The 12962-nt window shown below is 65.5% G+C and carries 9 protein-coding genes; 1 reads left to right on the forward strand and 8 read right to left on the reverse strand.

Annotated features, from left to right (window positions below; genetic code table 11):
- Nucleotides 1-98: 98 nt before the first annotated feature.
- The gene (locus tag HX881_RS16280) at nt 99-4973 is read left to right on the forward strand and encodes a hypothetical protein (protein ID WP_177085470.1); all 4875 of its coding nucleotides are present in this window, start codon (nt 99-101) and stop codon (nt 4971-4973) included.
- A gap of 10 nt (nt 4974-4983) precedes the next feature.
- Here the strand turns inward: HX881_RS16280 and HX881_RS16285 are convergent, their stop codons facing one another.
- Genes HX881_RS16285 through HX881_RS16320 form a run of 8 tightly spaced genes read right to left on the reverse strand, consistent with a single transcriptional unit; the run spans nt 4984 to nt 12852 of the window.
- Nucleotides 4984-6255, reverse strand: a complete 1272-nt coding sequence (locus tag HX881_RS16285) for an SAM-dependent methyltransferase (RefSeq protein WP_177085472.1) — start codon at nt 6253-6255, stop codon at nt 4984-4986.
- A complete protein-coding gene (locus HX881_RS16290; protein ID WP_177085474.1) occupies nt 6242-7042 on the reverse strand; it encodes a DUF1365 family protein in 801 nt (266 codons plus the stop codon). Before HX881_RS16290 ends, HX881_RS16285 begins: the two co-directional genes overlap by 14 nt.
- The gene (locus HX881_RS16295; RefSeq protein ID WP_017126568.1) at nt 7039-8286 is read right to left on the reverse strand and encodes an NAD(P)/FAD-dependent oxidoreductase; all 1248 of its coding nucleotides are present in this window, start codon (nt 8284-8286) and stop codon (nt 7039-7041) included. The genes HX881_RS16290 and HX881_RS16295 overlap by 4 nt, the downstream gene beginning before the upstream one ends.
- The gene (locus HX881_RS16300) at nt 8283-9065 is read right to left on the reverse strand and encodes an SDR family NAD(P)-dependent oxidoreductase (protein ID WP_177085476.1); all 783 of its coding nucleotides are present in this window, start codon (nt 9063-9065) and stop codon (nt 8283-8285) included. Before HX881_RS16300 ends, HX881_RS16295 begins: the two co-directional genes overlap by 4 nt.
- Nucleotides 9062-9484: a nuclear transport factor 2 family protein gene (locus tag HX881_RS16305; RefSeq protein ID WP_017126566.1), complete on the reverse strand. Its 423-nt coding sequence runs from the start codon at nt 9482-9484 to the stop codon at nt 9062-9064. The genes HX881_RS16300 and HX881_RS16305 overlap by 4 nt, the downstream gene beginning before the upstream one ends.
- Nucleotides 9477-10922 (reverse strand): deoxyribodipyrimidine photo-lyase, encoded by a 1446-nt coding sequence (gene phrB, locus HX881_RS16310; RefSeq protein ID WP_177085478.1) that lies wholly within the window; start codon nt 10920-10922, stop codon nt 9477-9479. The genes HX881_RS16305 and phrB overlap by 8 nt, the downstream gene beginning before the upstream one ends.
- 29 nt (nt 10923-10951) lie before the next feature.
- Complete coding sequence (locus tag HX881_RS16315; protein WP_177085481.1) at nt 10952-11881, reverse strand: MerR family transcriptional regulator; 930 nt, start codon at nt 11879-11881, stop codon at nt 10952-10954.
- Between the two features lie 2 nt (nt 11882-11883).
- Complete coding sequence (locus HX881_RS16320; protein ID WP_177085482.1) at nt 11884-12852, reverse strand: YbgA family protein; 969 nt, start codon at nt 12850-12852, stop codon at nt 11884-11886.
- Between the last annotated feature and the right edge of the window lie 110 nt (nt 12853-12962).

Below are 12962 nucleotides of genomic sequence, written 5' to 3' on the forward strand. Positions count from 1 at the left end.
GGCGTGCCGGGCGTCTACTGCCCTGGTACCGCCGTGCGGTGCCGGGCACGGCGGCTCGAAGCCGGGCCCGTCGGATCTGTTTGAAGGGAATAGTCTGCATGAATGACGCAAGCACACTGCCGGGCCTGTCGCTCGAGCAGGAGATCGAGGCGGCCAAGGCGCTTTTCGCCCATCCGCCGACATTGCGGGAAGTGGCCCTGTCGGCCATCCAGGAGGCTTTTTTCAGCCGCTGGGACCCGCAGCGCAACGCCTCGCATCTGTATGTCGGCAAGCTCCTGTGGCGCGAGCAGGAAGGCAAACGGTTCTCGGGCGGCTATCAGTACCGTGCCGTGATCGACCTGGTGCTCGAACACTTTACCAGCGGGGTCGCGCCGCTCTTTACCGCCGAACATGTGTTGGAGATCAGGCTCGATGGCTTGCCCGGCGACCGCCTGGTGGTGGACGCCGCGGCAACCCAGGACACGCTCGGGTCGTGGGGCGATATCCTGCTGCAACTCTATCAACAGGGCCTGGTCGACTACTGGAACGCGGAGGATGCGGACGGCAGCAGTCGCTTTCAACGCCTTGGCCGGATCCTGATGCGCATGTTTTCCGCCGATCGTGAACAGCATCGGGCCTTTCTGTCGATCGATCTGCAAAAGCCCGAGCAGCAACTGGCTTTCCATGGCATCCAGGCGGTGAGCAAGGACATCTGGGGCGGTAGCTATCCCGAAGCCTTGCCCGTGCTGGTGGCCCGTCGCAAGGAGCGCGGAGTCGAGCAGAACCCGCTGCTGCTCAGCCTGGCCAAGGGCCTTTTCCGGGCCGACACTACGGACCTCGGACCGCTGCTGCCCTTGTTCATGAGTATCCGCGCCAACGGTCGAGATATCGAGTATCGCGAGCATCGGCTCTGGCAGCGGGGCGACCCGGATATGCAACTGGGCCTGGCCTTCGCCAGCTTTGTCGAAACCCTGCTGGAAAACCAGCTGCAGGCGATTGCGCTGATCGGCTTCGATAGCGAGTGGACGCTCGCGGACTACCAGCACCGGCTGGATGAAATCACCCGTCCCGATGACTGGTTTTTCACGCCGGTGCAGACCGAGCCCCATACGGTGGTCGAGTTGCCCGAAGCGCTGGCGGCGCTCAATGACGGCTTGCCGCATTGGCTGCTGGGGGCGTCGAGCGAAGACCTCGGCACCTACCGGGCCCTGCTGGAAAAACTGGCCGAGGTGCAGCGAGTGTCGGGCGGCAAGGCATTTCTCGATGACGTGGGCGATCTGCCGGAGTTCGCGGCCAGGGCGCTGCGCAAGAAGATGGGCGAGGACCATCCGTCCGCTGCCGATATCGCCAACCCCGATGATATTCGCCTGGAGCTCGACAAGGTCATCGCGGTGGCCGTGGCCGGCGGCGCGGGCGGGGCGCTGGGGACGGTGGAAAAGGTGCGGATGAGCCTGACGGAGTTTGCCCTGGAGAATCTCGGCGGCTTCCGGCATGCGAAGATGAAGATCACCATCCGCCACTGTGGCGTGGACATGGCGGTGCCCGACTGGCTCAACGCGGACTACGTCAAGGCGCTGGTCACGGCCGTGGACATCGGCAAGACTTATCTCGACATCCTGCGGGCCAAGCTTGTCGACGACGCCGATGAGGCCCGGCGCCGGGAAACACTCTTCACCGGGCAACTGCGGGTGCAATTGCCCATGGCGGCGCTGGAACTGAAGATTCGCGGCGACGCCCACTTCGACGAAGCGGGTTACCGCTGTGTCGAAGCGGTAGTGCAGGCCGAAGCGGCTCAACGCCAGGTGAACGGCCAGGAGATCGTCCTGCGTCCCCTGGCATTCAAGGCCGAAGCCGATGCGTCGGCGGATGTCGTGGCGTCCATGTTCATCATCGGTCCGAAGGACACGGGGAGCGGCCCGTTCATTCTCTATCGTCCGCTGCTGGCCAAGGCCGGCCCGCAGGCGGCGGCCTTCCAGCAGTTCCAGGCGACAGCGGACAAGCACTTCTGCCCTCATGACAATGACGCCCGCCCCACGCCTCCCGTCGAACCGCTGCTGCAATACCCGACGTGGTCGGCCCTGTTCGATGCGCTCAGGCAACCCGGTGCATTGCAGGACAGCATCCTGGCCTGGTTGAGCGATCAGGCCCGGCGCACCTATGCCAATGGCGGCCTGGTCGAGCCCCACCTGCGGCGTTCGTTCGAGGACGATTTTGCCGCGCTGCTGCCGGTGGCGCCGGCCACGCTCGACGAAACGGTGGTCCAGGGCGACTACCTGCATCACCTGTTCGATTCGCTGACCAGGACCCTGATCGCCCTGGCGGACCGGCAATCGGTGTCCAATGCCGAACTGCGCTGGAACACCTTGAAGGAGGGCGGCTGGCAATTGTTCAACGTGGTGCTGATGTTTATCCGTGGCCCGGCGGCGGTGGCCGGCTGGATTTTCGCCGTGGTCGCCAGCGTCGATGCCGACTTTCGGCGACTGCAGGAAAAGGACCCCGGGGCCAAGGCCAATGCCTGGGCCGATGTCCTGGTGAACATCGCCTTTATTCTCGAACATCACTTGAACCGTCGGCAGGCGCACGCCAGGACACCGCAGCGGATCCCGCTCGACGAAAGCCAGCGGCCGTCGCACGGGGCCACGATCAGCGAAGGGCCGGACCGGCCATTGCCGATGAAACTGGACAACCCGGTGGCGCCCGGCACGGTCGCCTCGCGTCCGACCGCCAGTTCGTTCACCCTGAAGATCTACCCCTATCCCTGGCCCGCGCCCGAGACCCTGGGGGAGGTCATCGCGTCCGGCGACCTCAAGGGCCTGATCCGCTTGAAGGCGTCCAAGCGGCTGGCGGCCTACTTCGGGGGATGGCTGTTTGCTGTGAAGGCGGACAGCGAAGGCACTGTCCAGGTGGTCTCGCCGGACGGCCTGCGTGACGGCTTCTATCTGAAAAACGATGGCGCGGGCGTTTGGACGCCGGACTTGAAGCTGCGCCTTCGCGGCGGCTCGGGGCGCCCGGGCAACGTCGGGAAAAGAAGAGCGGCCCTGCTCGAGGAAAAACGCCGGGAGCAGGAACAGCGGGAGCGGGTCAGCGAGCGCTTCATGGAAGGCTGGAATCAGCGCGTCGCGGAGCAGGGGAGACGGGCACGCGCGTTGTTTCCCGAACGCGAGGCCCTGGTGGCGATGGAAGCCAATCCCGACCGCTATACCCACGCGCAATGGTTTGCCCGCATGGACCGGATCGCCGAGCTGGGAAAAGCCCTGATCGACGGTTACGAGAAACAGCTCAACGAACTGCGGATGAACGAGACGGTCTTCCTGCGGGGCTACAAGGCGACACTCTTTACCACCCTGGATCAATTCGTCACGGCGATGCAGTTCGCCCTGGACGCGATCAGGATCATCGACCGTCGTTGCGTGCGGATCATCGAGCGCTTGCCCTATCAGGATGGTTCGGGCCGGGTCCTGATGGAAACGCAACGACTGGAGCAACGGGAAAACCGCGCCACGGACCTGTATATCGACTGGGCGGAGCGGGAGCAGCAGGCGTTTGCCGAACTGGGCGAGCATCGCAACCAGAACCTGGCGGACTACCAGCGCATGCAGCAAATCAGGGGCGGGGGGCACAAGGTGCGCGCACTGAAGGCCATCAGGGCGTGCCGGCTCGCGGTGTACTGCTTCAGGGAACTGGATCCGCACCAGCTCGAGAGCGATATCTCGACCAAGCTCAATGACCTGCGCGGTGCCCTGGCCTCCCAGTCCATTCTCGATGAACGCTCCGCTACGCCGCTGTCCGCCGAGGCGGACATCGCGGTGCTCAATACCTGTGTGAGCCAATACAACGAGGCCCTGGCCATGGCCGAGTACAAGACCGGCCTGTTGCCGCCGGGGACTCGCCTGGTCTGGACCGACCTGTTCACCCAGCGCCTGGTCGAGTTGCAGCAGGAAGCCGAGCGCAGCCTGGTCGCGCGTATCGAGGCGCAGGCTCCCACCGAGCACGCGCCTGACCTGCCGTCGCCGCCCGCCGGCAAGCGGCGCAAGATCATCCGCACCCGTCGCAAGCAGCACTATCTCGGCTATGTTCGCGACACGCCCCAGGATGGCCATGAGGTCGTCGAGCTGATGGATCCCCAGACCGGTCAACCGCTCGAGTCCTTTGTCGAGGAAGAGGACGGCTACTGGCAGCCGCTGCCCAAGCCGGCGCCCGCCCCCGCGCCCAGACCGGCACCGCAGCCGGGCCTCAAGCGCCTGGTGCAGATGGCCGAGAGCCAGATCCGCCAGGCCGGCCGGGAAATCGAGATGGCCAGGCGGCAGATCCCGGTCGCCAAGGACCCGATCTATCTGCAGGATGTCCTCGACGTGCGGGCGCGGGCGCTGGAAGCGCTGGCCGGGCAGATCGACCGGGCGGTGACGCAGGCGAACGGCTCGGTGACGCAAAGCGAAGTTTCCGCCGGCCAGGTCCAGGCCGCGGAACTGCGTCTCCAGGCCGGGACCCTCAGGCATGAGGGGCTGATGGCGCGGATCGCCGTGACCAAGTCGAGTGCGCCGGACACCGAACGGCTGCTGTTTCTCAAGGAGCACAACGAGGTCGAGATCTTTCGCAACGGGCCGCGCACCCGACTCGGCAAAAGCGACTTTCTCCAGGAGTACGCGGTGCGTGACAAGGCGACCGGCAAGAATATCTGGGTGGCGCACTTCCACTATCCCGACAAGGCCACCCCGGAGGAGTTGTTCGTGATGCGCGGGGCCCTGGACAAGGACGGCAAGCCACAGGCCCATGGTGCCCACCTGAAGCGCTGGGCCGAGCGTTTTCTCGGCATCAAGGCGCAGGCCCGGGCCGAGCAGGAGCGCTTCGAACGCATCCGCCAGGGGCAACCCGGGCGAGCCCTGGAGGTGTTCCGCATCTGGCGCAGCGAGATCAGCCTGGTCATGGCGCGCCAGCTGTTTTTCAATGCCCCGGAACGGGAGGTGGTGGTGCGCGAGCAGTTGCGCCAGCTCTAGCGCCGGTCCCTCAGCTGTCGAAACGCCCGAGCAGCGGCTGGGCCCGGGCGGTCGGCCGGGCCAGCAGCAACTGGGCGGTGCCGATGGTGCGCTCGAGGAAGCCGCCTTCGCAGTAGCACAGGTAGAACTCCCACAGGCGCAGAAAATAGTCGTCGTAGCCCAACTCGCCCAGGCGGCCGTGGGCGCGGCGGAAGTTCTCGTGCCACAGGCGCAGGGTGCGCGCGTAGTGCGGGCCGAAGTCCTCCATGTGCAGCAGGTTCATGTCGGTTTCGCGGCTGACCACTTCGAGCATCTTGTGCACGCTGGGCAGGGCGCCACCGGGGAAGATGTAGCGCTGGATGAAGTCGACGCTGTTCTTCGCCTGTTCATAGCGTTGGTCGCGGATGGTGATGGCCTGCAACAGCATCAGGCCGTCGCTCTTGAGCAGGTGTGCGCATTGCCTGAAATAGTTGGCGAGGAACGAGTGGCCGACGGCCTCGATCATTTCGATGGAGACCAGCTTGTCGTACTGGCCGGTGAGGTCGCGGTAGTCTGCCAGCAGCAGGGTGATCCGGTCCTGCAGGCCCAGGCTGTCGATACGTTGCCGGGTGTAGGCGAACTGTTCCTTCGACAGCGTGGTGGTGGTGACCCGGCAGCCATGATGCAGGGCGGCATGGATCGCCATGCTGCCCCAGCCGGTGCCGATCTCCAGCAGGTGATCGCCCGGTTGCAGGTCGAGTTTGCGGCAGATGCGCTCGAGCTTGTTCAACTGCGCCTGTTCCAGGGAGTCATCGGGGCTGAGGAACTGCCCGGCCGAGTACATCATGGTCGGGTCGAGGAACTGCTCGAACAGCGCGTTGCCCAGGTCGTAGTGGGCCTCGATATTCTTGCGCGAGCCCTTGCGGGTGTTGCGATTGAGCCAGTGCAGGGCCTGGACGAAAGGACGCCCGAGGCGGGCCAGGCCGCCTTCCATGGCATCGAGCACGTCGAGGTTGCTGACGAACACCCGGACCACCGCCGTCAGGTCCGGGGTGGTCCAGTAGCCATGGATAAAGGCCTCGCCGGCACCGATCGAGCCATTGCCGGCGACCATGCCCCAGACCGCCGGGTCCTGGATATGGATCTCCCCCAGCAGGCTTTCGCCGGTATTGCCGAACAACTGGCGCTCGCCGTCCTCGACCAGCAGCAACTGGCCGTGGCGCAGGGCACGGAGCTGGCGCAGTACGCCACGGCGCAACAGGCTGGTGGTCAGGGTGTTGGTGCTGAACAGATTGGTCCTGGTCACCAGGCTAGAACTTTTCATGACGTTGTTCCTTATCTTGCGCGGTGGCAATACCAAAGGCGCCATCGGCAGCCTGGCGGGAGAAGATCGGCATCCGTTTGAGCAGCAGGCGCAGGGCCTGCCAGTAGATCGCCAGGCAGGTCTTGGCGGTCATCCAGGGAAAACGCCAGAGGTAGCGGTGCAGGCTGGCCCGGCTGAGGGCTTCGTGCCGCAGGTTGAGGGTGGCGTCGAAGACCTTCAGTTCGCCCTGCCAGTCGGCCATGTGCACGCCGAGCGTGGCGGCCGGCTGGCTGAAGCTCATGCGGTATTCCAGGTCCCGCGGCAGGAACGGCGAGACATGGAACGCCTTGGTCACCGCGACATGCTGGTGGCCCTCGCCGTCAGCGGGCAGCACATAGTGGTAGTGCTCGCCCCAGGGGGTATTGGTCACTTCGCAGAGGATCGCCGCCAGGCGTTCGTCGGCGTCGAAGCAATAGAAGAAACTCACCGGGTTGAATGCCAGGCCCCAACTCCGTGCCTGGGTCAGCAGGCGTACGGGGCCTTGCGGGGCATGCCCGAGGGCACGGGCGACCTGCTGGCGCACCGCTTCGATCAGCGGCATGCCCTCGCGGGTCCAGGTACGCAGGTAGTCGCTCTCGCGGAAGGCGAAGGGCGCGAAGCGACTGCGTCCCGCCAGCGCCGACAGCCCGAGCACGCTGTCCTGTTCAGCGAGGTCCAGGTACAGCAGGCCGATCCGGTAGCGGAAGGCGTGGGCCCGCGGCGCAAAGCGCCGGTGAGCGATCCAGCCGCTGTACAGGGCGCTGTTCACAGGTATTCCCCGAAGGCGCCGGCCACGCGCAGGGCGCTGTTCACGCCGTCTTCGTGGAAGCCGTTGGCCCAGTAGGCCCCGCAATAGTAGGTATGTCGCTCGCCATACAATTCCTCCCAGCGATGCTGCGCGGCCACGGCGGCCAGGCTGTATTGCGGGTGGGCGTAGGTGTAGCGGGCCAGGACCTTGCGCGGATCGATATCGGCGCCCTGGTTGAGGCTGACACAGAAGGTGGTGTCGCTGCGGATGCCCTGGAGAATGTTCATGTTGTAGGTCACGGCGGCCAGGCGCAGGCCATCGCCACCGAGGCGGTAGTTCCAGCTGGCCCAGGCCAGCGGGCGCTCCGGCAGCAGGCGGGTGTCGGTGTGCAGCACCACTTCGTTGTCGGCGTAGGGCAGCGCGCCGAGGATCTGCTGTTCGGCGCTGCTCGGCTCGGCCAGCAACCGCAGTGCCTGGTCGCTGTGGCAGGCGAACACCACTTTGTCGAAGCGTTCGCTGCCGGCGGCGCTGTGGATAACCACGCCATGGCCGTCGCGCTCGACCCGGGTCACCGCGCAATCGAGGCGGATGCGTTCGCGAAAGCCGGCGATCAGGGGATCGATGTAACGACTCGAGCCGCCTTCGATCACCCGCCATTGCGGGCGGTTGCTGACCGACAGCAGGCCGTGGTTCTTGAAGAAACGTACGAAGAACTGCAACGGAAAACCGAGCATGTCCGCCAGGGACATCGACCAGATCGCCGCGCCCATGGGCACGATGTAGTGCTGGATGAACCGCTCGCCATAACCGCCGTCGCACAGGTAGGTGCCGAGTGTGGTGTCGGCGGCGATGCGCTGCTGCTCCAGGTCGTCGAGGGCCTGGCGGTTGAACCGCAGGATATCGCGCAACATGCCCCAGAAACCCGGGGACAACAGATTGCGGCGCTGGGCGAACAGGCTGTTGAGGTTGTTGCCGTTGTATTCGCGGTTGGCCGCCGGGTCGCGCACCGAAAAGCTCATCTCGGTGGCCTTGTAGCCGACGCCGAGCTGGCCGAGCAGGCGGATGAAGTTCGGGTAAGTCCAGTCGTTGAAGACGATGAAGCCGGTATCGATGGCGTGCTGCTCGCCATTCACCGTGACGTCCACGGTATGGGTATGCCCGCCGATCCAGCTGGCGGCTTCGAACAGGGTGATCTGGTGATTGCGGTTGAGCAGGTAGGCGCAGGTCAGGCCCGCGATGCCGCTGCCGATCAGGGCGATTTTCATGAAGGGTCCTTGTCCTTGCCGTTATTGCGCGCCATGCGCCTGCCGATCGCCAGTTGCAGGCGCTTGGGCAGGCGTGACAGTGGCCAGAGCCCGGCCATGAACAAGGCCGGGAAGCTGATTTCCAGCGGCCGCTTGTGGAGTTTCTCGCAGATGTAGCCGGCAGCCTTGTCGGCCGGCCAGCTCAGGGGCATGGGGAAATCGTTCTTCTGCGTCAGCGGGGTATCGACGAAACCGGGGCTGACGATGGTGACGTCGATACCTTCGCGGGCCAGGTCGATCCGCAGGGATTCGAACAGGTAGCGCATGCCGGCTTTCGAGGCACCGTAGGCTTCCGCGCGCGGCAGCGGCAGGAAGGTCACGGCGCTGGCGATCGCCACCAGGTGCGGCTCGGTACCGGCCCTGAGCAGGGGCAGGGCGATCTCGATGCAGTAGCTGCTGGCGAGCAGGTTGGTACGCACCACCCGTTCGACGACCGAGGCATCGAACGCCTGGGCATCGACATATTCACAGGTGCCGGCGTTGAGAATCACCGTGTCGAGACCGCCCCAGGCCTGCTTGATGCGTTCGCCGATCTCGCGTACCTGGCGGCTGTCGGTCAGGTCGCCGGGGACCAGCAGCACCTGGCCCGGATAGCGCTCGTCGAGGGCTTCCAGTGCTCGCACATTGCGGGCACTCACGGCCAGCTGGATGCCGCTCTTGAGCAGCACCTCGGCCATGGCGGCGCCGATCCCGCTGCTGGCACCGGTCAGCCAGATGCGACGTGCGGAGGACAGGCTCATGCGACTCTCCTTTTCAGCCACGCGGTGGCGTGTCCGAGCAATGGCAGGTGGTCATAGAGCAGTGCCCCGGCGTCGAAATAATCCCGGTGGCGGTAGACCTTGTGGATCCACAGCAGATGGGAGCAACCCTCGACATGGATCGGCTCGCCCCTGGCGAGCCTGGGATGACGATAGCTCATGTTCCAGCGCAGATAGCCTTCGCCCTCGCGGACCTGGTCGAGGCCATGGAAATCGAAGTGCAGCCCGCTGATGTCGCTGTACATCCGGGCGAAATAACCCTGCAGCTCCGCCAGGCCGCTGACCTCGTGCAACGGGTCGGTGAACCGCACGTCGTCGCTGTACAGCTCGGCGAGCAGGTGCAGGTTGTCCTTGTCCAGGGCTGCGAAGCGCTGGACGAAATGGTGCAGGAACTCACTCATGCGTGGCTCCGGTATCCAGCCGCGCCGGCAGGCTCTTGAAGGCGGCCAGGGCGCGTTCGCGGCTTTTGCCCAGGTCGACGATGGGTCGTGGATAGTCGGCGACGCCGAACAGGCCGCCGACGGCCGCCGGGTTGTGCACTTCCTTCTTGTTCAGCCCAGCCAGTTCCGGCAGCCAGTGCTTGATGAACAGGCCCTCGCTGTCGAATCTCTCCGACTGGCTGATCGGGTTGAAGATGCGGAAGTAGGGGGCCGCGTCGGTGCCGGTGGAGGAACTCCACTGCCAGCCGCCGTTGTTCGCCGCCAGGTCGCCGTCGATCAGGTGGCGCATGAAGAAACGCTCGCCTTCGCGCCAGTCGATCAGCAGGTTCTTGGTCAGGAACATCGCCACGACCATGCGCAGGCGGTTGTGCATCCAGCCGGTGTCGAGCAGTTGGCGCATGGCCGCGTCGATGATCGGCAGGCCGGTGCGGGCCTGTTGCCAGGCCGCCAGTTCCTGCGGGGCATCGCGCCAGGGCACGGCTTCGGTTTCCGGGCGGAAGGCGCGGTGCCGCGAGACCCGCGGGTAACCCACCAGGATATGTTTGTAGAACTCGCGCCAGAGCAGTTCGTTGATCCAGGTGACGGCGCCGGCGTTGCCGCTGTCGAATTCGCCCTGGTTGTTCTGCAGGGCGGCGTGCAGGCACTGGCGCGGGGAGACCACGCCGGCGGCGAGGTAGGCGGACAGCTGACTGGTGCCGGGCTTGGCCGGGAAGTCCCGCTCACTCTGGTAGTAGTCGATCTGCTGGTCGGCAAAGGCGTCCAGGCGCCGCCGGGCTTCGGCTTCTCCGGCCGGCCAGAGGTCGCGCAGGGCCTGGGACGGTGGCGGAAAACCTTCGACTTCGGCGGGAATCGGATCGCTGCCCAGGCTCAGCGGCAACTGCGCGCGGGGTGCCTCGACCATGGCCGGCAACGCGCCGTGAAGGCGGCTGTAGCAGACCTTGCGGAACTGGCTGAAGACCTGGAAGTAGCCACCGGTCCGGGTCAGTACAGTGCCGGGCTTGAAGAACAGTTGATCGAGATAGCTTTGGAAGCCGATGCCGTGGGCTTCGACGGCCTTGGCCACGGCCTGGTCGCGGCGGGTTTCGTGCACGCCGTATTCTTCGTTGAGATGCAGGGCGTCGATTCTCAGGGCCTGGCACAACTCGAGCAGGACCGCGGGGACCTGCTCCCAGGTGTCGGCATGGCGAACCAGCAGGGGAATATTCAGGGCGGCCAGCGCCTGGCTCAGCTCCCGCAGGTTGCGCAGCCAGAAGTCGACCTTGCACGGGGCGTCGTCGTGGGCCTGCCACTGGGCCGGTGTCAGCAGGTACACCGCCACCGTGGGACCGCGCCGGGCAGCGGCGCTCAAGGCGGTGTTGTCATGCAGGCGCAAGTCGGTGCGCAGCCAGAACAATTGCATAGTCATTCCTTGGGCCATGGGCGAGATCGCTAGAGCAGTCCGAGCCGGGTCAAGCCCTGGTGCGCCGACAACGGGTCTTCGGCCAGGCTCACGCCCGGGTTCTCGTCGCTATATACGGACAGTTCGACAAAGTGGATGCACACCGCGGCGCCGGTGATCAGCCTCGGGCAACCGATACCGCCGAGCAGCCGGGGCAGGGCGCTCAGGCTCAGCGCCTTGCTGGAATACAGGACCACGGCCCGGGCCTTCAGGTGTTCGACGGCCAGCGCCAGTTCGCCGGGCGGCAGCGGCCAGTCGAAGACCTCCACCGGGCAGTCGGCGCTGCTGGCCAGCCAGGCGGTCAGCCACAGGTGCGGCTCCAGCGGCAGGTCCGACTGGTTGACCAGCAGCAGAGGGGCGCCCTTGAGCTGGCGATTGTTGTGATAGATCCGTGCGCCGAGCTTGCTGCGCAGCCAGGAGTAGAAGAAGGTCCGCTCCATCTGCCCGCCGAACTGGCTCTGCCAGCGCTGCTCGAGTTCCGCCAGCAGCGGGATCAGCAACTGTTCGCAGACCGTGCGGGGCGGATACAGCGACATCGCCTGGTTGAAGCTGTCATCGACCTGGCGCTCATCCAGCTGGCCGATGGCCCGGACCAGGTTGTGGTGCAGCCGATGCCAGTCGTTTTCCGGCGGTTCGGCGGGCGGCTGCGGGGCATCGAGCAACTGCTTGACCTGGCGCACCGCCACGCCACGGTTCAACCAGGTCAGGATCGCCTGGATGCGTTGCACGTGTTCGGTGGAAAACAGCCGGTGCCCCTTGGGCGTGCGGTGCGGCACGATCAGTCCGTAGCGCCGCTCCCAGGCCCGCAGGGTGACGGCATTGACGCCGGTCTGCCGGGCCACTTCGCGGATCGGCAGCCAGCCGGCCGCCAGGGCGCTGGCGTAGTCGGGGTTGGCTTCGTCGTCTTCGGGGAGGGTCATGGTCAGATCGCGTTCCGCAGGCTGAGGTTTTCCGGGTGGGGCTGCAGGTAGACCTGCAAGGCCACGTAGGGATCGGGGTGATGGCGCAAGTGATGCTTGAGCAGGGTCAGCGGCACCACCAGCGGCACGATGCCGAGGCGGTACTGGCCGATGAGCTGCTGCATTTCCTGCTTGTCCGCGGCGCTGAGGGTTTGCTTGAGGTAGCCGCTGAGATGCTGCAGGACATTGGTATGGGTGCGGCGGGTCGCGCATTTCTTCAGGGCGGCCATCAGTTCGCTGAAGTAGCGCGGGCCGACCTCGTTCGGATCCGACTTGCCCATGCTGCCCAACAGGTGACCGAGGGCCTTGTACTGCGGCGGGTTATGGGCCATGAGCAGGTACTTGTAGCGTGCGTGGAAGTCGGTCAGGGCCCGGCGGCTCAGGCCGCTGGCGCACAGTTCCTGCCAGGCGGCGTAGGCGAAGACCCGCGTCAGGAAGTTTTCCCGCAACACCGGATCGTTCAGGCGGCCTTCTTCTTCCACCGGCAGGTCGGGGTGCCGGGCGCAGAAGACCTGGGCGAAGATGCCGCGTCCGGCGTGTTCGGCGGGGCGGCCGCCGTCCTGGTAGACCTTGACCCGCTCCAGCCCGCAGGACGGCGATTTCTGCATGAAGATATAGCCACAGATATCCTTGAGCTCGGCCGCCATTCGCGTGCCGTAGTCCGCCAGCGCGTGGGTGACGTCAGTGTCGGGGTGCACCGTGCCGACGGCCCTGGGATGTTGCGGATCGCCCACCAGGCGAATCGGTTCGCGGGGCGTGCCCAGGCCGATCGCCACTTCCGGGCAGACCGGGAGGAAATCGAAATATTCGCTGAGAGTGCGGCTGCACAGTCGCGACTCCTTGTGCCCGCCGTTGTAGCGCACCTCGGCGCCCATCAGGCAGGCGCTGATGGCGATCCTCGGTTTGCGGGGTGTATCGGTGGGCAAGGGCATTCGGCGAACCTCGGGGATTTACTTGTACAAGTGTCGTCTCTTGTACAACTAAATCTCATCATAGGTTCTATCTTGTACAAGTCAAATATTTTGTACAAGATTGCTTGGCC

Source organism: Pseudomonas gingeri, assembly GCF_013386115.1.
GTDB lineage: Bacteria > Pseudomonadota > Gammaproteobacteria > Pseudomonadales > Pseudomonadaceae > Aquipseudomonas > Aquipseudomonas gingeri.